This is a genomic window from Pseudomonas kitaguniensis (genome assembly GCF_009296165.1).
Lineage (GTDB): Bacteria > Pseudomonadota > Gammaproteobacteria > Pseudomonadales > Pseudomonadaceae > Aquipseudomonas > Aquipseudomonas kitaguniensis.
Window position 1 is genome coordinate 24,837 of the sequence record NZ_VUAZ01000031.1, and the last position, 25,860, is coordinate 50,696.

Genomic DNA, 25,860 nt, shown 5'->3' on the forward strand with positions numbered 1-25,860 from the left:
CACTGCCTGAATCATCTGAGAAACCCGCCATGACCGATAACTCCCCGAACACCCCAGCCAACACCCCCGACGCCGCCGTACTGGATGCAGCCTTGCAGATGGTCGACGTCTGGAACCGCCTCAGTGCAGACAAACAGGCGATGCTGCTCAAGCGCTTCGGTACCCAGGAAAACGCATTGGCGGCCCTGGTAACCACGCAAATGTTGACGCCTGCTCAGGCCTGATCTGAAGTTTTTGATTTTTTGACGCCCCGCCCGGCCAAAGCGCCGGTATCATTAGCAGCCTATCTTTACCCGCTGCTACAGTGAACCTCTCCCATGCCAGATACCCAGCGCCCCATGGCGGTTACGCTGCAAGTCGTTTCCATCGTGCTGTTCACCTTTATCGGTTACCTCAACATCGGCATTCCCTTGGCTGTGTTGCCGGGTTATGTGCACAGTGAACTGGGCTATGGCGCGGTTATCGCGGGCCTGGTGATCAGTGTGCAATACCTGGCCACCCTGCTCAGCCGCCCGTATGCGGGCAAAATCATCGACACGCTGGGCAGCAAACGCGCGGTGTTGATCGGCTTGGTGGGCTGCGGCCTGAGTGGCGTGTTCATGCTGCTCGCGGCGTGGTTTTCCAGCCTGCCGGCGATCAGCCTGGCCAGCCTGTTGATCGGGCGGCTGGTACTGGGGAGCGCGGAAAGCCTGGTGGGTTCGGGCGCCATCGGCTGGGGCATCGGTCGGGTGGGTGCGGCCAATACCGCCAAGGTCATCTCGTGGAACGGCATCGCCAGTTACGGCGCGCTGGCCGTGGGTGCACCGCTTGGGGTCGTGCTGGTCAGCCATTTCGGGCTGTGGAGCATGGGCGTCAGCATTATTTTACTGGCGGTGCTGGGCGTGCTGCTGGCCTGGAACAAAGAGCCAGCGCCGATTGTGAGCGGCGTGCGCCTGCCGTTCATGAACGTGCTGGGCCGTGTGTTACCCCACGGCTGCGCATTGGCGTTGGGCTCGATCGGCTTTGGCACCATCGCCACGTTTATCACCCTGTATTACACCACCCAGCACTGGGATAACGCGGTGTGGGCACTGAGCCTGTTCGGCGCCAGCTTCATCGGTGCGCGGTTGTTGTTCGGCAACTTGATCAACCGTATCGGCGGCTTTCGCGTGGCGATTGCCTGCCTGTCGGTAGAAATTCTCGGCTTGCTGTTGCTGTGGCTGGCGCCGGATGCGCACCTGGCCTTGGCTGGCGCTGCGTTAAGCGGCTTCGGTTTTTCGCTGGTGTTTCCGGCGCTGGGGGTCGAGGCGGTCAACCTGGTGCCGGCCTCCAGCCGTGGTTCGGCGGTGGGGGCTTATTCGCTGTTTATCGATTTGTCACTGGGCATCACCGGCCCACTCGCCGGGGCGGTGGCGGCAGGCTTCGGCTTCGCGTCGATTTTCCTGTTTGCCGCCCTCGCCGCCGCAGGTGGCTTGCTGCTGAGTGTGTACCTGTACCGGCAAGCGCCCAAAGCTCGCGAAGCACGTAACGCTTAGAAGTCGACCTTGCCGCGCCCGGCCTTGATGCTGCCGCGCTTGGTTTTGGATTCCAGCCGACGTTTTTTGGAACCCAGCGTGGGTTTGGTCGGGCGGCGCTTTTTCTCGACCTTGGTGGCGCTGAGGATCAACTCCACCAAGCGCTCCAGGGCATCCGCGCGGTTCTGCTCCTGCGTCCGGTATTGCTGGGCTTTGAGCACCAGCACGCCCTCGCTGGTGATACGGCTATCGCGCAGCGCCAGCAGCCGCTCCTTGTAAAAGTCCGGCAATGACGACGCCGGAATATCAAAACGCAGGTGCACGGCGCTCGACACCTTGTTGACGTTCTGCCCACCCGCGCCTTGGGCGCGAATCGCGGTCAACTCGATCTCGGCATCGGCCAGGTGCACGTTGTTGGAAACCCTCAGCATTGCATTCTCATAGTGATTCCGAAAAACTCTCAGTATCCGTAAAGCCCTTGATTATTAGGGCTTTAGGCGTTCTTCTATTCTCTCAGTGTTTCCACTCTACAACGTTACTTTTCAGGCGAAACGGGAAACAAACGGGAAAATGGCCAAGCGCATTCGACTGACAGAAATGGAAGCCTACAACGTCAAGGGCAAGAAACCCGAACCGATAGGCTCCCGTGGCACAGGCACCTGACACTCGAGCGCAAGACGGCGGGGTTCATCAACGGCTACTACCGAGAGCGCACCAACGCAGGGGACAAGCTTTGACTTCTTCACTCACGGCGTCAGTAATGGCCGAGATCAGACTGGGACAGACCTCAGTGCCATACATCTCTTCCAAGTGCACCTGGATTTCGCGCACGGTCATGCCTCGGCTGTAAAGCGAGATCACTTTTTCGTCGAAACCAGTCCAGCGGGCTTGGTGTTTAGCGATCAACTGAGGCTCAAAAAGGCCTTGCCGGTCACGCGGAATATCCAGCGGTAACTCGCCGAAATCCCCTTTCAGCGTCTTGCCACTATGGCCTTTGCGAGCGTTACCGGCGTCGTTGGTCCAATTTGACCAGTTCAGGATCGGGCTTGACCCGTTTGGTACGCTTGGTGGGCTCGGTCATTGGATTTCCTTGGGGTGGGCAGTGTGCCCCGTACCGTACGGAAATATTCTAGTTCTCTTAGGTTTACTTAAGATTTAGATGGCATCGCGTTTCCCTGGTCATGCCACCAGCCAGCTTGTAAAGGATCAGCCCTGCTCTGTGTAGGGTTTATCATTTTTTGCGCAGCCAGTGCGCAAAAAATGACTGCTGTATCGAATAAAACTTATCATTACCATGGGGTAGAAATTTTAGGCATCCCCCTACCACTGTTATTTACGTTTGAAATGGATGACGTTGACAGCCAACGACTCGGTGTATTGAAAGATCATCCGAACTGATCCATACACCTTCGGATCTAGACTGTACGCATCCCAACCGCCCTTCTTGCCGAGCACTGGAAGCGTTACGGGCCCTTTTGAGTCTACCGGGGCACCAAACCTTCCTCTCACCCAGCTTTGGTTGATCTGCTTGACCAAGGGCTCAGGCAAGGGGCCTTTATACTCTTTGGAGCCCTCAACAGTTTTAAGAAGTGTCACATAGACATGCTGAAGTATCTTCTCCTCAGAAAAGCTCAAGCTCAAACCGTCTTCAACAGTCAAAGATGGCTCTTCATCTCCTTCAAATAAATACTGAAGACTCTTTTTAGGAATAGCGCCTTCCGCCAGCAATACGGAATAGCTCTTACCGATACTTTTTACGTACTCGTCTACTTTAGTAGTCATTTGTACCACCCCTGCTCTTTATGCAGATTATGCAATTCTTCGCGAGCCTTTTCAATATCACCTTCTGCGTAACCCTCTTCGAACAATCCGCGCTTGATAGCGTCAAAGTTACTATCAACTGCTGCCTTTAGATTTGAGGCGTCGAGTCTTTGCTTGGCCTTTACATTTCGCCCTGCATAAGTCTCGCTATATTTTCTATGAACGGACTGCGGAATCGCGATACTTGGCGCCTGAGACAGTAGGTATTTAATCTCCTCTGGCGTCACGTTATCGAAATTATCGACGATATATGTTCTTAGGGCTGCTTGAGAGGTGATATGGTCAATATCAAGCGTGTCCTTCACACTTCTGTTGCTTAGATCCTTGTACACCCCGACTTCTAAAGGATTTACTGCCGGCTTCGCAAAAACAATATAAAGCGGTGGAGCACCTGACTTTGGCGGGAATACCAAGATGCAGTCCTGCCAGGTTATGTCATTTTCGGCGGGATAAATCTCGATCTGAGTATCAGTGTCCTCGGCTATTGGGTGTACCAATACTTTTGAAAGCTCGTCTGACACACCAGGATACGGCGATGGAGCAGTGATTACAGGGCCATCATCTGGAGTCCAGATGATAGTTACGCCGCCCACATGCGCTTCGATGTGCTGCTTGTCCGCGCTCCACTTAGCATTCACAACAGGAACGCTTGCCATCCCTGATGACTGGGCCGTATGTACTCCGTAGACCTGAGTCTCTCCTTTTTCGTCTTTTCGGAATTGGAAGCGAACCCTCGTCGCCGCCTCGCTCATACCTCTCAGTTGCTCTTCGGTATAGAGACTGCGTCAGCTATGTCTCTAGGCAAGAACGCGAGAAGCAATCCGGTAGCGACAGAACCAGCTGTCACAGCACTACGAAGGGCCCACGTGCCAAGCCTCTCAGTGCCAAGCTGCCCAGCGATTCGACCAAGGTATGTTATTCCACCGGAACCAGCCTCAACACTTGCAGGGGCTCCAACAGCCCCAAGAATCGCGACCTTACCGAAATTATCTGCCGGCTCTTTACCCTTCCCAGCGTCTATCGAGCCAGCAGGGACTGTGCAGGACTTCGCGAAAACGCAGAGTTTTGGGGGCTTGTAACCACTTAAATTATTGGTTGGAATGCCTGCCGTGAATTCGCTTTTATAGGATCCATCGCTGATAGCTTGAGCCCATATATGGGTCGCGGCTTGGGCTTTGGCGGCAAAATCAGGAGCAATGGCAACACTCACATCTTCAGCGGCCATTGTGCTCGTCTGGGTGGAAATAAGCCGGTTACTACCGAAGGGGCAACCACACTGGACAGCATGGCCATGTGTAGCAATAGCTACGAATTCGTCTATGACTGTGGGGTTACCTTCTGCGATAAACCCCATAGAACTGCATTTTGGACACCACACTGGATCACTGATGCGCGCTGCTTTTTGATACTCGATGGTGGTATTTGTGGAGCCCTTGACCACTTTACCGCCAGTAGTTGTCGGATCTCCCTCTCTGATAACAAAAGCCATAACAGTCCTTTGATGATCGATCAAAGCTTTTGACGCTATCAAATGTACCCAGGAGAAAGATGCAGGACATTTCCTAAAGTTACGCAGTAAATCTCTGCCAATACGGGTACGAAACGGAAAAAAACAAAAAGACTCCGTTGCAACTCAACGATTAATTAATCACTAAACCATTAAAAATAAAGGACATAATAAGAATCAAAAGAATACGGAATAAGTGACTGGAAATAACCAGCATCAATCAAAAACCTTAGGCAACGGACAAGCCCAACTCGGACAACAGCATCGACGCCTGGACTTTGGAGATTACGGCGCCTTTGAACAGTTTGGCATCATTGAGCCGAAAGCCGCTCAAATCCGCACCGCGCAGGTCGGCACCGGCAAAGTTGGCGCCATTGATGCGCGCGTGGGCGAGGCTGCAGTCGATCAATTCAGCTTTGCGAAAATCGGCATCCGACAAGTCGCTGTCGGAGAAATCCAGGTTATTGAGCACGGTTCGGGCAAACGACAGGCCGGACAAAAACGCACTGTTGAGGCGGGTTTCGCTGAAACTCAGCCCCAGGGACGCGCAGTGGGTAAAGTTGGCGCCGGTCAGCTTGCAGTGGGCAAAACTTGCCTGGGACAGTTTACTGCGCTGCCAACGCGTGTTGTTCAGGTCGCAACTGTTGAACTGCGCCTCCAACAGGTTCGCCGCCTCGAAGATGGCATGGGCCGCGCGACAGCTGGTCCATTGAGTGCCTTCAAGGCGCGAGCCCAGAAAAGAGCTCTGCACCAGGATGCAACGCTCAAACACCCAGTGGTCCAGCGCCATTCGCGACAGGTCTGCCCCGCTCAGGTCCACGCCGATCAGGCGCAACGGCCCGCTGTGCTGGTCGATCAAATCTTCCAGTTCATCGCGCTGCAAGCTGCCGCCGTCAATATCGGTGTGCTGCATGGGGCCTCCGGGCAGGGAATGGATTAAAACCAGGCGCAAGTCTAACCCGCCAGCGCCCACAAAAAACCCGGCAAGGCGCCGGGTTTTCTTTAGACCAGGCAGTTTACTTCAATGCTGTACTCGCCGCGGTCTGCGCCGCTCCAGCCGTGCGCTTGCTCTTGATGACGTAGCACAGCGCCATAAATGCCACCCACAGCGGGATCGCGTACACCGACACGCGAATCCCCGGCGTCATCAGCATGATCACCAGGATAAACGCCACGAACGCCAGGCAGAGGTAGTTGCCGTACGGGTACCACAGCGCCTTGAACAGCGGCACCTGACCGCTGCGGTTCATGTGCTGGCGGAACTTGAAGTGCGAGAAACTGATCATCGCCCAGTTGATCACCAGTGTGGCCACCACCAACGACATCAACAGTTCCAGCGCATGTTGCGGTATCAGGTAGTTCATCAACACGGCCACCAGGGTGATCGCCGCCGAGGCGAGAATCGAACGCACCGGCACGCCGCGCCTGTCGATTTTCGCCAATGCCTTGGGCGCATCGCCCTGTTCCGCCATGCCCAGCAGCATGCGGCTGTTGCAGTAGGTGCCGCTGTTGTACACCGACAACGCCGCGGTCAGCACCACGAAGTTGAGGATATGCGCAGCAGTGTTGCTGCCGAGCATCGAGAACACCTGCACAAACGGGCTGGCGCTGTAGGCATCGCCGGAAGCGTTAAGGCTCGCCAGCAGGCTGTCCCACGGCGTCAGCGACAACAGCACCACCAGCGCGCCGATGTAGAAAATCAGGATGCGGTAGATCACCTGATTGATGGCTTTGGGGATCACCGTGCGCGGCTGATCGGCTTCAGCGGCAGTAAAACCGAGCATTTCCAGGCCGCCGAACGAAAACATGATGATCGCCATGGCCATCACCAGCCCGCCGATGCCATGCGGGAAAAAGCCGCCGTGTTCCCACAAGTTGCTGACCGAGGCTTGCGGGCCGCCGCTGCCGCTGACCAGCAAGTAGCTGCCCAGCGCGATCATGCCCAAAATGGCCACAACCTTGATAATGGCGAACCAGAATTCGGCTTCACCGAACACTTTGACGTTGGCCAGGTTGATCAGGTTGATCAACACAAAAAAACCCGCTGCCGACACCCAGGTCGGAATCTCGGGCCACCAGTAGTGCACGTATTTGCCGACAGCGGTGAGTTCCGACATGCCCACCAGGATGTACAGAATCCAACAGTTCCAGCCCGACAGGAAGCCGGCGAAACCGCCCCAGTATTTGTGGGCAAAGTGGCTGAAGGAGCCGGCGACCGGTTCTTCGACGATCATTTCGCCAAGCTGGCGCATGATCATAAAAGCGATAAAGCCGCAGATCGCGTAGCCCAGAATCATCGACGGGCCGGCAGATTTGAGCACCCCGGCGGAGCCGAGGAACAGGCCGGTGCCGATGGCGCCACCGAGGGCGATCAACTGGATATGACGATTTTTCAGGCCGCGTTTCAGCTCGCCTGAAGAGGCATGGGGTTCACTCATGAATAGGGTCTCACGCAAGGTTTGATGATGTTGAATGCACGTTGCTGACTTGAATCCCGACTCAAGCAGCGCCGCTCAAACCCCAGCGCAGGCACCTGGAGTACAGCGTATTGCTAACGGTCATGCGTCACCTGTTTGTTTTTATCTGTGACGAAATCGAACCCGTCCGGCGCATGGCCGGGCGGAGTGATCAGGGTCGGTAAACCCTGGGTCTTGGCCTTTTGCGGGGTACGCAGCAGGCGGTCACAGTAAAACGCGGCGCAATTGTACACCGCTCGACAGCTTCAAGCCGCTGCCGCGAAGCGCCCGTGACAATCTGTCAGGTATTCCTTACGGTGCGGCATCGCTCAATGACACCCTGGCAAAAGCGTAAACACATCGTTACACGCCGTAAAATCCACGTTACACACGGCTTGATCTGTCAGCCAACGTAAATTTGTCGGTAAGAAAATTCTGATCAATCGGTTCAGCCAGTCCACTGTTTCTGTTGAAAAAATACCCAACGCAAAAAAACAGAACAAAAAATTCAAATGAGACCGTGTCAATAAAATTTTTGCATTTCGAAACACTCTCACCTAGGTTAATTCACTTGCTCAGCGAAGCCCGCTGGCAAGCCGTTCTCAAACAACGTCCTCTAGGAGATACACCATGAAAGCACTGGAAAACGACCTGGAAACCGAACTGCAACTCGACGATTGGTTTGAAGCGCCGACCCATGAGGCCGCCGTGGAAATGATGCAAGCCGATGCCGTTGTGCCATTCGGCACGGCGATGTGGCCTTTCTAACACCGCAGGTACCCGGCAGGTGTTGTGCACGGCACCTGCCACCTTACCCAAGGCACACAAGGACACACGTCATGGACAAGGCCCGCGCCGTCGAACACTTTCTCTACTACCTCGCTCACCACCCCGCCCTGCAAGGCTTGAATTGCCCCACCGTGCTACTCGGCCATACCGAACGTTATGACGCCATTGCCCAAGCGATCACCCAAGGCAGTGCCGCCCGTTTCAACTTTCAGGTGCAGCGTCTGGACCTGACACCCAGTGAAACCCTGGCCCAGACCATCGAAGCGTGCGACCTGTACCTGTTTCTGTACGACTCCTCGACCTTGCCCAACCCGCGTGCGGAAGGCCCGGACTTCATCCGCGCCCTGCAGGGCGTTATGGCGGAACACTGGAAAAAATCCCTGCTGTTCAAAGATTACGGCGACTATTTCTACGACACCTTCAGCGTCGAGCCGCAGCGCATTGCCGACCTCAACGCTACGCTGATCCGGCACATGTCCCAGGCCAACATGCTGAGCTTTACCGACAAGCACGGTTCACGCCTGGAAGCGCCGCTGAGCAGCATCAAGAAGTGGACCAATATCAACGGCGTCGGCAACCACGACTTGGCGCCCGGCGAGATCGCCACCCACAGCGAGGCCATCAACGGCCAAGTGCGGTTTGTCGGCACGTTTCTCAGCACCATTCCCTTCGCGCGTAAATACGGCGTGCTGCAATCACCGCTGGAGCTGTGGATCGAGAACTCGACGATTTGCGGCGTGGCCAGCGATGTGCCGGGTCTGGCGGATGACTTCAACAAATACCTCAACGCCAACCCGTCCAACCGCCGTGTCGAAGAGCTGGGCATTGGCACCAATGAAGGGGTCAAAGACTTGTACGCGCGTAATGCCGGGTTTGAAGAGCGCCATTGCGGCTTGCACCTGGGCTTGGGCGGCGGGCAAAAGGGCAGCCATCACCTGGACCTGATCTTTGCCAGCGGCGTGTTGGCGCTGGATGACAAGCCGGTGTTTGACGGGACGTTTGCGTTCTAAACAACTGACTTGAAACACTGCAGATTCAAGGGTGGGAGGGAGCTCGCTCCCTCCATGTTTTCGAGTGCGCTTCACCAAAAAAAACGCCAACCCGCGAGAGTTGACGCTTTTACTTGCAGCTTGCAGCTAAAAACTCACCGCTGCCTTCAAGGCTTTTTGCGACCAAAACCCGGGCGCTGACCGGAACCGGCCGGTGCGCCACGACGCTTGCCCGACGGCTCATCGGCGACCAGCTTCAGGCCAGGGCGCTTTTTCGGCGCTGGCTTGGCTGGGCGTTTGGTGCTGGCGTTGTCGGCCGGGCGATCGGACGACGGCGTACCGCGGCCAGCTTCACCACGGTTGCCGCGACCCGCGGCTGGCGCTTCACCGCGCGCAGGACGCGGGGTGCGTGGCGCACGCTCGCCTTCCTGACGCGACGGCGCGGTTGGGCGACGCTCGCCTTCGATGTGTGGCTCACGCGAGATGCGACCGCCGATAGCCGGCGCATTCAACGCCGGGCGCAGGGTGCGCGCAACGCGCTCGGTGCGGGCCACTGGGCGCGACGATTTACGCTGCATACGCTCAAGCTTGTCTTTGCTCTTGGCGTTCATCTGCGGCATGGCAACAGGCGTCAGGCCAACTTCGGCACTGAGGATGTCGACTTCGTATTGGCTCATTTCGCGCCAGCGGCCCATCGGCAGGTCGGAGTTCAAGAACACCGGGCCGAAACGCACGCGCTTCAGGCGGCTGACCACCAGGCCTTGGGATTCCCACAGGCGACGGACTTCACGGTTACGGCCTTCCATCACCACGCAGTGGTACCAATGGTTAAAACCTTCGCCGCCTGGCGCCTGCTTAATGTCGGTGAATTTGGCGGGGCCGTCTTCCAGCACCACGCCCGCCTTGAGGCGTTCGATCATCTCGTCGTCGACTTCACCCCGTACACGCACCGCGTATTCACGGTCCATCTCGTAAGACGGGTGCATCAGGCGGTTGGCCAGCTCACCGTCAGTGGTGAACATCAGCAAGCCGGTGGTGTTGATGTCGAGACGACCGATGTTGATCCAGCGGCCTTCTTTGGGCTTGGGCATCTTGTCGAACACGGTCGGACGGCCTTCCGGGTCGTCACGGGTGCAGATCTCGCCATCAGGCTTGTTGTACATGATGACGCGGCGCACCGATTCGGCGGCCTCTTCACGCTTGATGACCTTGCCATCAATGGTGATTGCATCGTGCAGGTCGACGCGTTGGCCGAGGGTGGCTTCAACGCCGTTGACCTTGATGCGCTTCTGGGTGATCCAGGCTTCGACGTCGCGGCGTGAGCCCACGCCGATACGCGCCAGCACCTTTTGCAGTTTTTCGCCTGCTGGGCCGATTTCCTGGCTGTCGTTCTGGTCTTTGTCGTTCATCTTAAGCACCTCCCGGTGGGTCGAGTCAGGCATGGCCTGAAGAGTGTTGAAAGCGGGGCTTTGGGCGAATACGTCGCCAAAGGGTCGCGAATCATACGCGCATGACGCGCGTTGCGCATCACAGACTAGCCGATAAACACAGCGTCATTTGCTTTTCCGCCGACCGGTGGCATCCAGCGCCAACAGCCGCAATTGGGCTTCGGCCAGCACCGCGCGCTTGTCGACCTTGTCGAGTTTCTTCCAGGCGCGGATTTCGCGCTTGCTGCGGCCACAGCCGACACAGATGTCGTCGCTGAATTTGCAGATGCTGATGCAAGGGTCTTTGGTCGAACTCATGGGAATCCTCTGAATTTGGCCCCACTCAATGCGTGGGACCCATCAAAATGCAGGCGCCCAGAGCCAGCAGTACGGCCTGTATCAAAGGCGCTTGACGGTGAATAGTTTACCCGTCTTGGACAGTTTGCCTTGCCAGTCCTCTGCAGTGCATTTCAACTTAATCCAGACCGGAATCGCAGTGCCGTCATCGTCCTTGAATTCCGTGGGTTTGCACCCCTGAGGCAACGTGTTGGACGCGCCGATCCACAGTGCGTCCGAGGAACCTGGGCGGTAGTAGACAGGGCGTTCTACCCCCGTAGGCCCGGTACTCAGACCAACAGCGCCAGTGGGCGCGGCCCCCGCGATAATGTTGACGCTGACGTCACCACTGAGAGGGTTATAAGTGGCTGCCACCGCATAAACGCAGGTAAAAACAGCCGAACCGATTAAAGCCACCACGCCCAGCGAAGACGTAATGCGTTGACGAGTAATATTCATGAGGGGTCATCCAACTTAAAGGAAGGGATTACAACCACCACGAATGAAACGGCACAGTCGTAATGGCGTGCAGCGAGTAAACGCCGAGCATCACAACCAAACAACTGTCAGAACCAACAGGTAACACGCCTGCCATGCCGCAGGCTGACGGCTCGGACGCGCGGGTGAATCAGGGCTCAAACGCGCGACGCTCATTTTCGATGGCTTCGGCCAGGGCTTGCGCTTCAGCTTCTTCGTCACTCAATTGGAGTTGCCCCAAGGCGGCGACGGCAGCCAAGAGTTTCTCGCGGGCCACTGCGACACCCAGAATGTCTTCCTCCGGCTCGGCGCCGGGTTCAACGTCGACTTCACGCTCAACCTCAGGCTCAACCTCAACGTTCAGTTGAGGTTCGGGCTCGGCGGCGCCGTCACGCAGCAAATCATCAAAGTCAGTCTTGAGGCCCAACTCCATGTCGTCCAGCTCAAGCAGCAAGGTATGGAAACTGGTTTCGTCCTTCGGCGCTTCCGGCTCGGCGCTGGCGTCGGCGAGTTCTTGCAGGCTGGCGGGCACCGGCGCGTCGTCAAAGTCGAGCACCGGGTCGGGCTCCATCTCGCGCAGTTCGGCCAACGGCGGCAGGTCGTCGAGGTTTTTCAGGTTGAAGTGGTCGAGGAACACTTTGGTGGTGGCGAACATCGCCGGCTTGCCGGGCACGTCGCGGTAACCGACGATGCGAATCCACTCGCGCTCCAGCAAGGTTTTGACGATGTGGCTGTTAACCGCCACGCCACGCACATCTTCGATCTCGCCCCGGGTGATCGGCTGGCGATAAGCGATCAGCGCCATGGTTTCGAGCATCGCTCGCGAATAGCGCTGCGGGCGCTCTTCCCACAAGCGGCCGACCCACGGCGAAAACTTCTCACGGATCTGCAGACGGTAGCCTGACGCCACTTCACGCAGCTCAAAGGCGCGGCCGTCGCAGGATTTGCGCAAGATCTCCAGGGCCTTTTTGAACACGGGCGGCTCGGGGCGCTCGGCCTCTTCAAAGAGTTCGAACAGGCGCTCCAGAGATTGCGGTTTACCCGAGGCCAGAAGAAAGGCCTCCAGCAACGGGGCCAGTTCGCGGGGTTCAGTCAAATTCATCGATTCAGCTCTTTATTCGGCTCGCGCCCGCACGTGGATAGCCGCAAAAGGCTCATTCTGGACCAGCTCGACCAAGGACTCCTTGACCAGTTCAAGCACCGCCATAAAGGTCACCACCACGCCCAGGCGCCCTTCTTCTTTGGTAAACAACTCGACAAACGGCACAAAACCGCCGCCTTTAAGCCGCTCAAGTACATCGCTCATGCGCTCGCGGGTCGACAGCGCTTCGCGGCTGACCTGGTGGCTTTCGAACATGTCGCCACGGCGCAGCACTTCAGCCATCGACATCAGTAATTCTTCCAGGCTTACATCCGGCAACAGCTTGCGCGCACGCGCTTCCGGGGCATCCAGCTTGGGCACCACCACGTCGCGACCGACGCGGCTCAGGCCGTCAATACCTTCAGCGGCTGCCTTGAAGCGTTCGTACTCTTGCAGGCGGCGGATCAGCTCGGCGCGCGGGTCGTCTTCCTCGGCTTCAATCGATTCTGCGCGCGGCAGCAGCATGCGCGACTTGATCTCGGCGAGCATGGCGGCCATCACCAGGTATTCGGCGGCCAGTTCCAGGCGCACCGACTGCATCAACTCGACATAGCCCATGTACTGACGGGTGATTTCCGCCACCGGGATGTCGAGGATGTTGATGTTCTGCTTGCGAATCAGGTACAGCAGCAAGTCCAACGGGCCTTCGAACGCTTCAAGGAAGACCTCAAGCGCGTCCGGCGGGATGTACAAGTCCAGCGGCATTTCCATCACCGCCTGGCCATACACCATGGCAAACGGCAGCTCTTGCTGGGCGCCTGCCTGGCTGTCGACAGTCTCTACGGCCGACATTCAGGCCTCTGCCATAAAGGGCGCCGGGTCGCCGCAGCCTACGCGGATCACCTCCGGCTCACCGTCGGCCAGGTTGATCACGGTGGAGGCCTTGCCGCCGCCAAAACCGCCGTCGATGATCAAGTCCACCTGTTTTTCCAGCAGTTGGCGCATTTCGTACGGGTCTTCGAGCGGCTCGGTATCGCCGGGCATGATCAACGACACACTCATCAACGGCTCACCCAGCTCAGCCAGCAAGGCCAGCGCAATCGGGTGCTCCGGCACCCGCAGGCCGATGGTGCGCTTCTTCGGGTGCAGCAACAGGCGCGGCACTTCGCGGGTAGCGTTCAGAATAAAGGTGTACGGCCCCGGCGTATGCGCCTTGAGCAAGCGGAACGTGCCGGTGTCGACTTTGGCGAACAGCCCCAGTTGCGACAAATCGCTGCAGATCAGTGCGAAGTTGTGATTCTTGTCCAGGTCACGCAGGCGTCTGACCCGTTCAACCGCGCTTTTATCGCCGATTTGGCAACCAATGGCGTAGGACGAGTCCGTTGGGTAGATCACCACGCCACCGGCGCGAATGATCTCCACCGCCTGTTTAACCAGGCGCGCTTGAGGGTTTTCCGGATGAATCTGGAAGAATTGACTCACGTGTTCTACCTGTTCAGACGGTGGCAATAATGGGGTCATGCTTGAGTCGCCCCCACAAAAGCGGCAAGTCTTCCGGGACTTGGCGATATTCGCCAATCTCCGACCAACCGCCAGGGCCATGGAAATCACTGCCGGCGCTGACCAGCAGACCAAATTCGCGGGCAAGAATCGCCAGGCTACCCACCTGTTCGGCGGGTTGATGGCCGTTGACCACTTCAATTGCGTGCCCGCCCGCTCCAATATAGTCGGCAATCAGCTTGCGACGTTTGCTGCGGGTGAAATCGTAATGCCAAGGGTGCGCCAGGCTGACCCAGGCCCCGGAGGCGCGCAGGGTTTGCACGGTGTCTTCCAGGGTCGGCCAATGTTGCTTGACGTCGCCCAACTTGCCGGCGCCGAGCCATTTGCGAAACGCTTCGGCGCGGTCCTTAACAAAACCTTCACGCACCATCCAATCGGCGAAGTGCGGCCGGGCCGGCGCGTTACCGCTGTCGCCCAGCGCCTGCTGGACGGCGCGAGCACCTTCGAGGGCATTGGGCATGCCTTTAAGGCTGAGTTTGCGGCTTATTTCTTCGGACCGCAGCCAGCGGCCATCGTGCAATTGGGCGATAGCCTCGACCAATGGCGGGGCTTTTTGATCAAACCCGTAACCGAGCACATGAATGGTGGCACCGCCCCAGGTGCAGGACAATTCCACGCCGTTGACCAACTGCATGCCCAAGCCATGCGCCGTCGCACGGGCCTCATCGAGGCCTTCGAGCGTGTCGTGGTCGGTCAACGCGAGCACTCGCACGCCTTTTTCAAACGCACGCGCAACCAGTACCGCGGGCGCGAGGGCGCCGTCGGAGGCGGTGCTGTGGCAGTGCAAATCAACATTCACGGAAGTGTGTAACCTCAAGTCAGCTGGCGCTTTCGCTACCAAGGATGTTTGTTATTATGCCGCCACATCCAGCTTCTGGCTCTTACTGTGAAACAATTCATCGACTTCATCCCGCTGTTGCTGTTTTTCATCGTTTACAAACTCGACCCAAGGGTCATCGATGTCGCCGGCCATGAGCTGACATTCGGAGGCATCTACAGCGCCACCGCGGTGCTGATCATCAGCTCTGTCGTGGTCTACGGCGCGATCTTCATTTCCCAGCGCAAACTCGAAAAAAGCCAATGGCTGACCCTGATCGCCTGCCTCGTCTTCGGCAGCCTGACCCTGGCGTTCCACAGCGAAACCTTCCTTAAATGGAAAGCCCCGGTGGTCAACTGGCTGTTCGCCCTGGCCTTTATCGGCAGCCATTTCATCGGTGATCGCCTGCTGATCAAACGGATCATGGGCCACGCGTTAACCTTGCCGGAGCCGGTATGGGTACGCTTGAACGTGGCCTGGGTGGTGTTTTTCCTGTTCTGCGGCGCCGCTAACCTGTTTGTGGCCTTTACCTTCCAGAACTATTGGGTCGACTTCAAGGTGTTCGGCAGCCTGGGCATGACCGTGTTGTTCCTGGTCGGCCAGGGTATCTATCTGTCGCGCCACCTGCAGGACACCGACCCTACTACGCCGAAGACCGAGGACTGACATGCTCTACGCAATCATTGCTACCGACGTTGCCCACTCGCTGGAAAAACGCCTGAGCGTGCGCCCTGCCCACGTCGAACGCCTGAAACAGCTGCAGGCCGAAGGCCGCATCGTGCTGGCCGGGCCACACCCGGCAGTCGACAGCAATGACCCAGGCGACGCCGGTTTCACCGGTAGCCTGATCGTCGCCGAGTTCGCGTCCCTGGCCGATGCCCAAGCGTGGGCTAACGCTGACCCTTACGTAACGGCGGGCGTTTACGCGGAGGTCGTGATCAAGCCGTTCAAACAAGTCCTGCCTTGAGGGTGATGCCCGGCAAGCGCCTGATGGCTCAATATTCCCGGTAATCTGCCGACAACCTGCTGAATATTCGTGTGGAATCAGGAGTTCCGATGCGCTTACATCAGTTGTGTCTGTTGGCAGTGTTAATGATCGGGGCTACGGCCCACGCTGAAGAAACCTCAAACAGCGGCAGCCAGGTCACCGAGTTGCAGCAGCGTTTGAAAGAAAGCGAACGGCTGCGTGAAGAGCTGAGCAAACAACTGCACACCGCAGACGCCGCGCGCGAAAGTGCGCAGCTGAGTCGCTTGCGCCAAGAGAACCAACGCCTGGTGCAGCAACTCAAAGAAGCACAAGGCGGCGCCTTGAACCAGTGGCTAACCGAGCAACAGCAATGGTTTGTCACCGGCGCGGCCGTTGCACTGATCGCCTTGCTGTGCGGGGTTTTCGCCAGCGGTGGGCACCGTCGTCGTCGACAATGGCTAAATTGAGTGAGTCATGAGCGAGCTGTTACTGATAGATGATGACCAGGAGCTGTGCGAGCTTCTGACCAGTTGGTTAAGCCAGGAAGGTTTCCAGGTGCGTGCCTGCCACGATGGTTTGAGCGCCCGCAAAGCCTTGAGCGATAGCGCCCCGGCGGCGGTAGTGCTCGACGTGATGTTGCCGGACGGCAGCGGCCTGGAGCTGCTCAAGCAATTGCGCAACGACCACCCGGAATTGCCGGTGCTGATGCTCTCGGCCCGAGGCGAGCCGCTGGACCGTATCCTCGGGCTGGAACTGGGCGCCGATGATTATCTGGCCAAGCCCTGCGACCCACGCGAGCTTACCGCCCGCTTGCGCGCCGTACTGCGCCGCAGCCACCCGGCGGCTGTATCGACGCAGCTTGAGTTGGGTGACCTGTGCTTCAGCCCGGTGCGCGGGGTGGTCAGCATTAATCAACAGGAGTTCGTGCTGACGGTGTCCGAGAGCCGTTTGCTGGAAGCCTTGTTGCGCCAACCGGGTGAACCGCTGGACAAGCAGGAGCTGGCGCAGATTGCCTTGGGGCGTAAATTGACGCTGTATGACCGCAGTTTGGACATGCACGTCAGCAACCTGCGAAAAAAGATCGGCCCGCACGCGGATGGCCGGCCACGGATTGTGGCGCTGCGCAGCCGTGGGTACTACTACAGCCTTTGAAGAAGCTGCAAGAAACAGCACAGGCTGCAAGCTGCAAGAAAAAACACCCTCAAAGGTGCATTGATAGTCGCTGTTATCTTGCAGCTTGCAGCTTAAAACGTGCAGCTTCCAACTGATGCCCCTTACCAAACCTTTACCCTCACCTGACCGCCGTTGACCTTGATCTCCGTAATCTACTCACATCCGGACTCACCGGAATAGACACTGGAGAATCACCATGCGCAAGACCCTGATCGCTTTGATGTTCGCCGCCGCCCTGCCCACCGTCGCCATGGCTGCAATGCCGGAAGGCCCAGGCCCTGGCCCTGGCCCGATGGGCGGTCCTGAAGGCCACATGATGGGCGGCCCGGGCCACGACGGTGAACACGGCCCGCGTGGCAAAGGTGGCCCGTTCGCCCAATTGGATCTGAGCAAGGAACAGCGCGAGCAAATCGGTAAGCTGATGGGCGACCAATGGCACGCTCGCAAAGACCTGGTCAAAAAGTACCTGGACAAACTCCCGGCCGCTGACCAGAAAGCCATGCAGGACGAAATGGCTGCCGGCAAACAGAAAACCCAAGCCGACATCCGTGCCGTGCTGAAACCCGATCAACAGAAGAAATTCGACGAAATAGTCAAAAAGCAAGCCGAGCGCCGCGCCGAGTGGAAGGAATTCCAGGCCTGGAAAGCGCAACAGCCGCAAAAAGCGCAATAATGTAAGCGCGTCACCTCCCCAGCCCAGTGGCCCTCGCCGCTGGGCTTTTCCTGTTTGAGGGTTTCCTGTGCGTTCATTGTTCTGGCGCATCCTGGCCAGTTTCTGGCTGGCCATCGCCTTGGTTGCCGGGTTGTCGATTCTGCTTGGTCACATGCTCAACCAAGATGCCTGGATTCTCAGCCGTCACCCCGGCCTCAATAATTTGGCGCAAGAGTGGACCCAGCTCTACGAAGCCCAAGGCGAGGACGCCGCTCAGGATTTGCTGCAACAACGCAAACGCCAGTACCACATCGACGTGCAAGTGCTGAATGAAAGTGGCGAGCCGGTGGTGCGCGGCACCTTCCCGCGACGTGCCGCCGCGCTTGAGGCCCGGCAAAGTGACAACAAGGACGGCCACCTGCCCTGGCGCCGCCTGACCGCCGAGTACACCAGCGAAAAAACCGGCGACACCTACTTGCTGATCTACCGCATCCCGCACCCGGAACTCGACGAATGGCACCGTAGCAGCCTGACGTGGCCATTAAGTGCGCTGGCGATTGCGCTGGTGGTGCTGACGCTGTTCAGTTTGCTGGTGACGCTGTCCATCACCCGCCCACTCAGCGCTTGCGCGGTGCGGTGCATGACCTCGGCCAAGCCACCTACCAGCAGAACAGCCTGGCGCGACTGGCCAACCGGCGTGACGAGTTTGGCGTATTGGCCACCGACTTCAACCGCATGGGCGCGCGCCTGCAAAGCCTGATCGGCAGCCAGCGCCAGTTGCTGCGCGATGTGTCCCACGAACTGCGCTCGCCGCTGGCCCGCTTGCGCATCGCCCTGGCCCTGGCCGAACGCGCGAGCGCCGAAGAACGCGAAAAGCTCTGGCCCCGCCTGACGCGTGAATGCGACCGCCTGGAAGCGCTGATCAGCGAGATTCTGGTGCTGGCGCGCGTCGATGCCGACAACGCCAGCGCCGAGGACGTCGACCTCAACCCGCTGCTCAAGATCCTGCAAAAAGACGCCCAACTCGGCGCGCCGGACCAAGTGGTGCAACTGACCGCCGACAACGACCTGCACCTCAAGGGCTGGCCGACGATGATTGAGCGCGCAGTGGATAACCTGTTGCGCAACGCCCAGCGCTTCAACCCGCTCGGCCAACCGATCGAGCTGCAGGCCCAACGCCTCGGCGAACGCATTTTGATCAGCGTGCGCGACCATGGCCCGGGCGTTGAGGCCGAGCACCTGAGCCAACTGGGCGAACCGTTTTATCGCGCCCCCGGCCAAGCGGCCCAAGGCCACGGGCTGGGCTTGGCCATCGCCCGACGCGCGGCGGAACGGCATGGCGGCAGCCTGATCCTGGCGAATCACCCTGACGGCGGCTTTATCGCCAGCATCGACTTGCCGTTAACGCCTGGGGTTGCCACACCGGCCGGATGATCTTCTATAGTTAGCCTTCTCTCACGGAGGGCCTTTGATGACTGACCTGCTGACCCCCATCCAAGCCGCACTCGATCTGCCGCACACCGCGCTGGCCTTTACCGAGGCCGGCGCCCTGCCCTCGACCTTCGCCGTGACCGAACTCGCCAGCGCCAGCCTCGGTGCCGCAGGCCAGGCTGTCGCCCAGCTTGTACTGGAGATGACCGGCCGCTTGCCCAACGTCACGGTCGACCGACGCCTCGCCTCCTTCTGGTTTTCGTCCTCGATTCGCCCCGTGGGTTGGCAAGTGCCGCCGCTGTGGGATGAGGTGGCCGGCGACTACGCCAGCGCCGACGGTTGGATTCGTTTGCACACCAATGCGCCCCATCACCGGGCCGCCGCTGAACGGGTACTGGGCAAGGTCAATACTCGCGCCGACATGGCCAAGCACGTCGCGAGCTGGAACGCCGCTGAACTGGAGCAGGCAATAGTTGATACAGGCGGCTGTGCGGCGCAGATGCGTTCGTGGCGGGCCTGGCAAAACCATCCGCAAGGGTTGGCGGTGAACGCGCAAGCCCTGGTGCAGCGCCAGACGTTTGAAACCACCGCCGATAAACCCTGGCTCGGTTCAGTCGCGCGCCCGCTGGCGGGCATCAAAGTGCTGGACTTGACCCGCGTATTGGCTGGCCCCGTGGCCAGTCGATTCCTCGCAGGCTTGGGTGCAGACGTACTGCGCGTCGACTCGCCCACCTGGAGCGAGCCGGGCGTAGTACCGGAAATGACGCTGGGTAAACGCTGCGCGCGGCTCGACCTGAAAAGCATCGAAGGGCGGCAGATTTTTGAAACCCTGCTTAAAGACGCCGACATTCTGTTCCACGGTTACCGTGCCGACGCCTTGGAGCAGTTGGGTTACACCGCCGACGCGCTGCAACTGCTCGCGCCCGGTTTGATTGACGTTAGCCTTAATGCCTACGGCTGGAGCGGGCCGTGGCGCAATCGTCGCGGGTTCGACAGTTTGGTGCAGATGAGCAGCGGGATTGCCGATGCGGGCATGGCCTGCCAACACGCGGATAAACCGCTGCCGCTGCCGGTGCAGGCACTGGATCACGCGACCGGGTATTTGATGGCGGCCAGTGCGCTTCAGGCTTTAACACAGCGCTTGAAAACCGGGCGCGGCGGTTCGGCGCAGTTGTCATTGGCGCGTACGGCGAAGCTGTTGATGGACGCCGGGCCGGTGCCGGAGCAACCGGCGTTGCGCGCGGAAGACTCCACCGATCAAGGTGTGGTCGTTGAGCAAACACCCTGGGGCCAAGCCCATCGGCTGCTCGCGCCGGTGAGCATCAGCGGCACACCGTTGCAGTGGGATTTACCGGCGGCGGAGTTGGGGTCACACCGGCCACAGTGGTGAGCTGAAAATCGCCTTCGCGAGCAAGCCCGCACACAGTTAATGCAGCTCATACCTCAAAATGTGGGAGCGGGCTTGCTCGCGAAACGGCCCTGACAATCACAATTAAATACGCCAATGCCGTGATCTAAGTCAGCTGCTTACCTGGCACATCCAATTACTCTGTGGCCTCTCTTCTCCTGCATTGGAGGCACGCAATGTCTGATTCTCCCGGAAAACTTCGACTCGGTGCACTGGTTGCACTGGTCGTGGGCTCAATGATTGGGGGCGGGATCTTCTCACTGCCGCAAAACATGGCCGCCAGCGCCGATGTCGGCGCGGTGTTGATCGGTTGGGTGATTACCGCCATCGGCATGCTGACCCTCGCGTTCGTGTTCCAGACCCTGGCCAATCGCAAGCCCACGCTCGATGGCGGTGTGTACGCCTACGCCAAGGCCGGTTTCGGCGACTACATGGGTTTCTCGTCGGCGTGGGGTTACTGGATCAGTGCCTGGTTGGGCAACGTCGGCTACTTCGTCCTGTTGTTCAGCACCCTCGGTTACTTCTTCCCGATTTTTGGCGCGGGGAATACGCCTGCGGCGGTGATCGGCGCGTCGGTGCTGCTGTGGGCCGTGCACTTTTTGGTGCTGCGCGGAATCAAGGAAGCCGCGTTTATTAACCTGGTAACCACCATCGCCAAAGTGGTGCCGCTGGTGCTGTTCGTGTTGATCGCCGTGTTTGCGTTCAAGCTGGAAATTTTCACCGCAGATATTTGGGGCGTAAAAAACCCGGACCTGGGCAGTGTGATGAACCAGGTGCGCAACATGATGCTGGTCACCGTGTTCGTGTTCATCGGCATCGAAGGCGCGAGCATCTTCTCGTCACGGGCGGAAAAACGCTCCGATGTCGGCAAGGCCACCGTGATCGGCTTTATCACCGTGCTGCTGTTTTTGATGCTGGTGAATGTGCTGTCTCTCGGGATCATGACCCAGCCGGAATTGGCCAAGTTGCAGAACCCGTCGATGGCCGCCGTGCTCGAGCATGTGGTCGGTCACTGGGGCGCGCTGCTGATCAGCGTAGGTTTGATCATCTCACTGCTGGGCGCCCTGCTGTCGTGGGTGTTGCTGTGTGCGGAGATCATGTTCGCCGCCGCCAAGGACCACACCATGCCGGCGTTTTTGCGCAAGGAAAACGCCAACCACGTACCGGTCAACGCCCTCTGGCTGACCAACGCGATGGTGCAGGTTTTTCTGCTGATCACGCTGTTTTCCGCGAGCACTTACCTGTCGCTGATCTACCTCGCCACGTCGATGATTTTGGTCCCGTACCTGTGGTCGGCCGCCTATGCCCTGCTGCTGGCGGTGCGCGGCGAGACCTACGAAAACGCCGCGCGCGAACGTGCGAAAGACCTGTGCATTGGCGCCATCGCGCTGATCTACGCGATCTGGCTGCTTTACGCCGGCGGCACCAAGTACCTGCTGTTGTCCGCCCTGCTCTACGCCCCCGGCGCGATTCTGTTCGCAATGGCCAAGCGTGAACTCGGCAAACCGATTTTCACCACGCTGGAGAAGCTGATTTTCGGCGCAGTCGTCATCGGCGCCCTGGTGGCGGCTTATGGGCTCTACGCCGGCTTCCTGACGTTGTAAGTGTTCCCATTGGAGGATCTGTAATGACCACCGAAAAAGTGAAGTACGGCGTACATTCCGAAGCCGGCAAACTGCGTAAAGTCATGGTGTGCTCCCCAGGTTTGGCGCACCAGCGCCTGACCCCCAACAACTGCGATGAACTGCTGTTCGATGACGTGCTGTGGGTGGCCCAAGCCAAGCGCGACCATTTCGACTTCGTGACCAAAATGCGCGAGCGCGACATTGATGTGCTGGAAATGCACAACCTGCTGACCGACATCGTCGCCATCCCTGAAGCCCTCGATTGGTTACTGGCGCGCAAGATCACCGCCAACCAGGTCGGCCTTGGCCTGGTCAACGAAGTGGGTTCTTGGCTGCGCAGCCTGGAGCCGCGCAAGGTCGCTGAATACCTGATCGGCGGCGTCTCGGCTGACGACTTGCCGGACAGTTTCGGCGGCAAGACGATCGAGATGTTCCGCGATTTTCTTGGCCACTCAAGCTTCATCCTGCCGCCGCTGCCGAACACTCAATTTACTCGCGACACCACCTGCTGGATCTACGGCGGCGTGACACTCAACCCGATGCACTGGCCAGCGCGACGCCAGGAAACCTTGCTGGCCAGCGCCATTTATAAATTCCACCCCGAGTTCGTCAATGCCGACTTTCAGGTCTGGTACGGCGACCCGGACCAGCAACACGGCAACGCCACGCTGGAAGGCGGTGATGTAATGCCGATCGGCAACGGCGTGGTGTTGATCGGCATGGGCGAGCGCTCGTCGCGCCAAGCCATCGGCCAACTGGCGCTGAACCTGTTCAAACACAACGCCGTCGAGCGTGTGATCGTTGCCGGCCTGCCGAAATCCCGCGCCGCGATGCACCTGGACACGGTGTTCAGTTTCTGCGACCGCGACCTCGTCACCGTATTCCCGGAAGTGGTCAGCCAGATCGTCGCGTTCAGCCTGCGCCCTGATGAGAGCAAGCCCGGCGGCATTGACGTGCGCCGTGAAGAAGCAAGCTTCCTCGACGTGGTCGCCAGCGCGCTCAAGCTGAACGCCCTGCGCGTGGTCGAGACCGGCGGCAACAGTTTCGCCGCCGAACGTGAGCAATGGGATGACGGCAACAACGTGGTGGCCGTCGAGCCTGGCGTGGTGATCGGTTACGACCGCAACACGTACACCAACACCCTGTTGCGCAAGGCCGGGGTGGAAGTCATCACCATCAGCGCCGGTGAACTCGGCCGTGGCCGTGGCGGCGGCCACTGCATGACCTGCCCGATCATCCGCGACCCCATCGACTATTAAGGAGACCCATCATGGCGTTCAACATGCGCAACCGCAGCCTGCTCTCGCTGATGCACCACACCACGCGCGAGCTGCACTACTTGCTGGACTTGTCCCGCGACCTCAAACGCGCCAAATACACCGGCACCGAGCGTCCGCACTTGCAGGGCAAAAACATCGCGCTGATCTTCGAAAAAACCTCGACCCGCACCCGGTGTGCGTTCGAAGTGGCGGCGCATGACCAAGGCGCGCACGTCACCTACATCGACCCGGTGTCGTCGCAGATCGGCCACAAAGAAAGCATGAAAGACACCGCCCGCGTACTCGGCCGCATGTTCGACGCCATTGAATACCGTGGCTTTGCGCAGGAAATCGTCGAGGAGCTGGCCACCTTCGCCGGCGTGCCGGTGTTCAACGGCCTGACCGCCGAGTTCCACCCCACGCAAATGATCGCCGACACCTTGACCATGCGCGAACACAGCGACAAGCCGCTGCATGACATCAGCTACGCCTACCTCGGCGATGCGCGCTACAACATGGGCAATTCGCTGCTGATGATCGGCGCCAAGCTGGGCATGGATGTGCGCATCGGCGCGCCCAAAGCGCTGTGGCCGCACGACGATTTCATCAAGCAATGCCAGGCCTTTGCCGAAGAAAGCGGCGCGCGCATCACCATCACCGAAGACCCGGTGGAGGCGGTGAACGGCGTGGACTTCATCCACACCGACATCTGGGTATCGATGGGCGAGCCGGTGGAAGCGTGGGATGAGCGCATCGAGCAACTGCTGCCGTACCAAGTCAACGCCAGGATGATGAAAGCCTCGGGCAACCCACGGGTGAAATTCATGCATTGCTTGCCGGCGTTCCATAACAGCGACACCAAGGTGGGCAAGGACATCGCGGCGCGTTATCCGAACCTGGCGAACGGCGTGGAAGTGACGGAAGAGGTGTTTGAGTCGCCCGCCAATATCGCGTTCGAGCAAGCAGAAAACCGCATGCACACCATCAAGGCGATTCTGGTGGCAGCGCTCGCAGACATCTAAAGCTCAAGGTTGGAACTCGATCATGTGGGAGGGGGTTTGCTCCCGATGGCGGTATGTCAGTCACCAGAGATGTTGAATGTACAGCCGCCATCAGGAGCAAGCCCCCTCCCACAGCGGGTTCCGTATTCACAAGGCTGAACGCTAGAAGGATTTGATTATGCGTATCGTCGTTGCACTGGGCGGTAACGCCCTGCTCCGCCGCGGTGAACCGATGACGGCGGACAACCAACGCGCCAACATCCGTACCGCCACCGAACAGATCGCCAAAATCCACCCCGGTAACGAACTGGTGATCGCCCACGGCAATGGCCCGCAAGTCGGCCTGCTGTCGTTGCAGGCGGCGGCCTACACCCAGGTTTCGCCGTACCCGCTGGACGTGCTGGGCGCTGAAACCGAAGGCATGATCGGCTACATCATCGAACAGGAACTGGGCAACCTGCTGGACGCTGACGTACCGTTTGCGACCTTGCTGACCCAAGTGGAAGTGGACGCCAACGACCCGGCCTTCCAGAACCCCAGCAAACCTATCGGCCCGGTGTACAGCAAGGCCGAAGCCGAACAGCTTGCGGCCGAAAAAGGCTGGGCCATCGCCCCCGACGGCGACAAGTACCGCCGCGTGGTGGCAAGCCCCAGGCCGAAACGTATCTTTGAAATTCGCCCGATCAAGTGGTTACTGGAAAAAAGCGCGATTGTTATTTGCGCCGGCGGCGGCGGTATTCCAACCCTCTACGGCGAAGACGGCACACTGCGCGGCGTCGAAGCGGTGATCGACAAAGACCTGTGTTCAGCGTTGCTGGCTGAGCAACTGGATGCCGATTTGCTGGTGATCGCCACTGACGTCGACGCCGCGTTTATCGACTACGGCACGCCCACCCAAAAAGCCATCGGCCAGGCCCACCCCGACGAAATGGATAAGCTCGGTTTCGCCGCAGGCTCCATGGGGCCAAAGGTGCAAGCCGCCTGCGAGTTCGCCCGCAAGACTGGCAAAACAGCGGTTATCGGTTCACTCTCAACCATCGAAGCCATCGTCCAGGGCACCGCCGGCACACGCATCAGCACGGCGAAAGCTGGCATCACTTACCTGTGAAGCAGAGGAGAAACGCCTATGGCCACGTTTGAACCCGGTCACTTGCACGTTGAGCGTCACGCGCTCAACAAGGACGACTACAGCTACAACTTGTGCATCGACTACGCAGTCAGCCAGGACCCCAAGGAAGGCAAGGGGATGCTGTTCAAGCTGCACGGCTCGGTGCAGGGCAAGGACCTCGACGAGGCGTTCTTTTTACCCAAGGACCAGGCGTTCGACTTTGCCCGGCGTGCGATGAACATCGCGCAAAAATACGGAATGCCGAAGACGGCCGTGCTCAATGGCTCGATGCACAAGCAGTACGACTTGATGTTTGAGGACGTGCGGCAGCAGTTGGATGTGAAATCGGGCGACCCGGTCAAACCGGAACACCTGGAATAGCCACGATGATCGTTCCCACGCAGTGGGAACGATCAACGTCGCACTGCCCGCTCTCACATTTTGATCTGCATCATCTGCAAGGCATACTTGCCACCCTCCGCT

At 59.0% G+C, this 25,860-nt stretch carries 28 protein-coding genes and 2 pseudogenes; 16 read left to right on the forward strand and 14 right to left on the reverse strand.

Features of this window, described 5'->3' with window-relative positions; translation table 11 throughout:
- The first annotated feature begins 29 nt into the window (after positions 1-29).
- On the forward strand, positions 30-224 hold the full coding sequence (locus F0169_RS06340; RefSeq protein ID WP_122250878.1) for a hypothetical protein: 195 nt from the start codon (positions 30-32) through the stop codon (positions 222-224).
- A 93-nt stretch (positions 225-317) separates the two neighbouring features.
- Positions 318-1,514 (forward strand): MFS transporter, encoded by a 1,197-nt coding sequence (locus tag F0169_RS06345; RefSeq protein ID WP_058412440.1) that lies wholly within the window; start codon positions 318-320, stop codon positions 1,512-1,514.
- On the opposite strand, the gene arfB is transcribed toward F0169_RS06345, so the two are convergent.
- The 7 genes and pseudogenes from arfB to F0169_RS06375 all read right to left on the reverse strand — a co-directional run bounded on the left by arfB (position 1,511) and on the right by F0169_RS06375 (position 7,259).
- Positions 1,511-1,924: an alternative ribosome rescue aminoacyl-tRNA hydrolase ArfB gene (arfB, locus tag F0169_RS06350; protein ID WP_152746029.1), complete on the reverse strand. Its 414-nt coding sequence runs from the start codon at positions 1,922-1,924 to the stop codon at positions 1,511-1,513. The two genes, F0169_RS06345 and arfB, sit on opposite strands and share 4 nt — an antisense overlap.
- A 298-nt stretch (positions 1,925-2,222) precedes the next feature.
- Positions 2,223-2,510 (reverse strand): annotated as a pseudogene (locus F0169_RS06355) (transposase); the annotation flags it as partial.
- 312 nt (positions 2,511-2,822) lie between these two features.
- Positions 2,823-3,275 (reverse strand): DUF6392 family protein, encoded by a 453-nt coding sequence (locus tag F0169_RS06360; protein WP_152746030.1) that lies wholly within the window; start codon positions 3,273-3,275, stop codon positions 2,823-2,825.
- Entirely contained in the window at positions 3,272-4,066 is a 795-nt protein-coding gene (locus tag F0169_RS27730; protein ID WP_241679060.1) for an S-type pyocin domain-containing protein, read from the reverse strand. The genes F0169_RS06360 and F0169_RS27730 overlap by 4 nt, the downstream gene beginning before the upstream one ends.
- A gap of 5 nt (positions 4,067-4,071) precedes the next feature.
- The gene (locus tag F0169_RS27735; RefSeq protein ID WP_241679061.1) at positions 4,072-4,803 is read right to left on the reverse strand and encodes a PAAR domain-containing protein; all 732 of its coding nucleotides are present in this window, start codon (positions 4,801-4,803) and stop codon (positions 4,072-4,074) included.
- Between the two features lie 247 nt (positions 4,804-5,050).
- Positions 5,051-5,734, reverse strand: a complete 684-nt coding sequence (locus tag F0169_RS06370) for a pentapeptide repeat-containing protein (protein WP_058412442.1) — start codon at positions 5,732-5,734, stop codon at positions 5,051-5,053.
- A 103-nt stretch (positions 5,735-5,837) separates the two neighbouring features.
- Complete coding sequence (locus tag F0169_RS06375; protein WP_152746031.1) at positions 5,838-7,259, reverse strand: amino acid permease; 1,422 nt, start codon at positions 7,257-7,259, stop codon at positions 5,838-5,840.
- Between the two features lie 648 nt (positions 7,260-7,907).
- Here F0169_RS06375 and F0169_RS27330 point away from each other — a divergent pair.
- Both F0169_RS27330 and F0169_RS06380 read left to right on the forward strand, forming a co-directional pair.
- A complete protein-coding gene (locus F0169_RS27330) occupies positions 7,908-8,045 on the forward strand; it encodes a hypothetical protein (protein WP_058412444.1) in 138 nt (45 codons plus the stop codon).
- Positions 8,046-8,116: 71 nt separating this feature from the next.
- Positions 8,117-9,076, forward strand: coding sequence for a M29 family metallopeptidase (locus tag F0169_RS06380; protein ID WP_058412445.1), 960 nt, complete (start codon positions 8,117-8,119; stop codon positions 9,074-9,076).
- A 146-nt stretch (positions 9,077-9,222) separates the two neighbouring features.
- Here F0169_RS06380 and rluB read toward each other — a convergent pair whose 3' ends face one another.
- The 7 genes from rluB to F0169_RS06415 form a co-directional block, all read right to left on the reverse strand.
- Complete coding sequence (gene rluB / locus F0169_RS06385; RefSeq protein ID WP_152746032.1) at positions 9,223-10,464, reverse strand: 23S rRNA pseudouridine(2605) synthase RluB; 1,242 nt, start codon at positions 10,462-10,464, stop codon at positions 9,223-9,225.
- 144 nt (positions 10,465-10,608) lie between these two features.
- On the reverse strand, positions 10,609-10,800 hold the full coding sequence (locus F0169_RS06390) for a DUF1289 domain-containing protein (RefSeq protein ID WP_152746033.1): 192 nt from the start codon (positions 10,798-10,800) through the stop codon (positions 10,609-10,611).
- Positions 10,801-10,881: 81 nt separating this feature from the next.
- Positions 10,882-11,277: a hypothetical protein gene (locus tag F0169_RS06395; RefSeq protein ID WP_058412448.1), complete on the reverse strand. Its 396-nt coding sequence runs from the start codon at positions 11,275-11,277 to the stop codon at positions 10,882-10,884.
- A 169-nt stretch (positions 11,278-11,446) separates the two neighbouring features.
- Complete coding sequence (gene scpB, locus F0169_RS06400) at positions 11,447-12,397, reverse strand: SMC-Scp complex subunit ScpB (RefSeq protein WP_152746034.1); 951 nt, start codon at positions 12,395-12,397, stop codon at positions 11,447-11,449.
- A 12-nt stretch (positions 12,398-12,409) separates the two neighbouring features.
- On the reverse strand, positions 12,410-13,168 hold the full coding sequence (locus F0169_RS06405) for a segregation and condensation protein A (RefSeq protein ID WP_172979353.1): 759 nt from the start codon (positions 13,166-13,168) through the stop codon (positions 12,410-12,412).
- 60 nt (positions 13,169-13,228) lie between these two features.
- Positions 13,229-13,858 (reverse strand): L-threonylcarbamoyladenylate synthase, encoded by a 630-nt coding sequence (locus tag F0169_RS06410; RefSeq protein WP_172979354.1) that lies wholly within the window; start codon positions 13,856-13,858, stop codon positions 13,229-13,231.
- Positions 13,859-13,871: 13 nt separating this feature from the next.
- A complete protein-coding gene (locus tag F0169_RS06415; RefSeq protein ID WP_172979350.1) occupies positions 13,872-14,735 on the reverse strand; it encodes a PHP domain-containing protein in 864 nt (287 codons plus the stop codon).
- Between the two features lie 87 nt (positions 14,736-14,822).
- Here F0169_RS06415 and F0169_RS06420 point away from each other — a divergent pair, with 87 nt between their 5' ends.
- The 12 genes and pseudogenes from F0169_RS06420 to F0169_RS06475 all read left to right on the forward strand — a co-directional run bounded on the left by F0169_RS06420 (position 14,823) and on the right by F0169_RS06475 (position 25,758).
- Positions 14,823-15,419, forward strand: a complete 597-nt coding sequence (locus F0169_RS06420) for a septation protein A (RefSeq protein ID WP_172979351.1) — start codon at positions 14,823-14,825, stop codon at positions 15,417-15,419.
- Position 15,420: 1 nt separating this feature from the next.
- Positions 15,421-15,720, forward strand: a complete 300-nt coding sequence (locus tag F0169_RS06425; protein ID WP_058412454.1) for a YciI family protein — start codon at positions 15,421-15,423, stop codon at positions 15,718-15,720.
- An 89-nt stretch (positions 15,721-15,809) separates the two neighbouring features.
- Positions 15,810-16,187 (forward strand): SH3 domain-containing protein, encoded by a 378-nt coding sequence (locus tag F0169_RS06430; protein WP_152746037.1) that lies wholly within the window; start codon positions 15,810-15,812, stop codon positions 16,185-16,187.
- Between the two features lie 7 nt (positions 16,188-16,194).
- The gene (locus tag F0169_RS06435) at positions 16,195-16,872 is read left to right on the forward strand and encodes a response regulator transcription factor (RefSeq protein ID WP_058412456.1); all 678 of its coding nucleotides are present in this window, start codon (positions 16,195-16,197) and stop codon (positions 16,870-16,872) included.
- A gap of 217 nt (positions 16,873-17,089) precedes the next feature.
- Positions 17,090-17,566, forward strand: a complete 477-nt coding sequence (locus F0169_RS06440) for an LTXXQ domain protein (protein WP_058412457.1) — start codon at positions 17,090-17,092, stop codon at positions 17,564-17,566.
- Between the two features lie 67 nt (positions 17,567-17,633).
- Positions 17,634-18,979, forward strand: a pseudogene (locus F0169_RS06445) (sensor histidine kinase).
- A 37-nt stretch (positions 18,980-19,016) separates the two neighbouring features.
- Entirely contained in the window at positions 19,017-20,366 is a 1,350-nt protein-coding gene (locus F0169_RS06450; protein ID WP_152746038.1) for a CoA transferase, read from the forward strand.
- A gap of 194 nt (positions 20,367-20,560) precedes the next feature.
- The gene (arcD, locus tag F0169_RS06455; RefSeq protein WP_152746039.1) at positions 20,561-21,988 is read left to right on the forward strand and encodes an arginine-ornithine antiporter; all 1,428 of its coding nucleotides are present in this window, start codon (positions 20,561-20,563) and stop codon (positions 21,986-21,988) included.
- A gap of 23 nt (positions 21,989-22,011) precedes the next feature.
- Positions 22,012-23,268 (forward strand): arginine deiminase, encoded by a 1,257-nt coding sequence (gene arcA / locus F0169_RS06460; protein WP_058412461.1) that lies wholly within the window; start codon positions 22,012-22,014, stop codon positions 23,266-23,268.
- A gap of 11 nt (positions 23,269-23,279) precedes the next feature.
- Complete coding sequence (locus F0169_RS06465) at positions 23,280-24,290, forward strand: ornithine carbamoyltransferase (RefSeq protein WP_152746040.1); 1,011 nt, start codon at positions 23,280-23,282, stop codon at positions 24,288-24,290.
- Between the two features lie 157 nt (positions 24,291-24,447).
- Complete coding sequence (gene arcC, locus F0169_RS06470) at positions 24,448-25,377, forward strand: carbamate kinase (protein WP_152746041.1); 930 nt, start codon at positions 24,448-24,450, stop codon at positions 25,375-25,377.
- 18 nt (positions 25,378-25,395) lie between these two features.
- On the forward strand, positions 25,396-25,758 hold the full coding sequence (locus F0169_RS06475) for a DUF5064 family protein (protein ID WP_152746042.1): 363 nt from the start codon (positions 25,396-25,398) through the stop codon (positions 25,756-25,758).
- Positions 25,759-25,860: the final 102 nt, after the last annotated feature.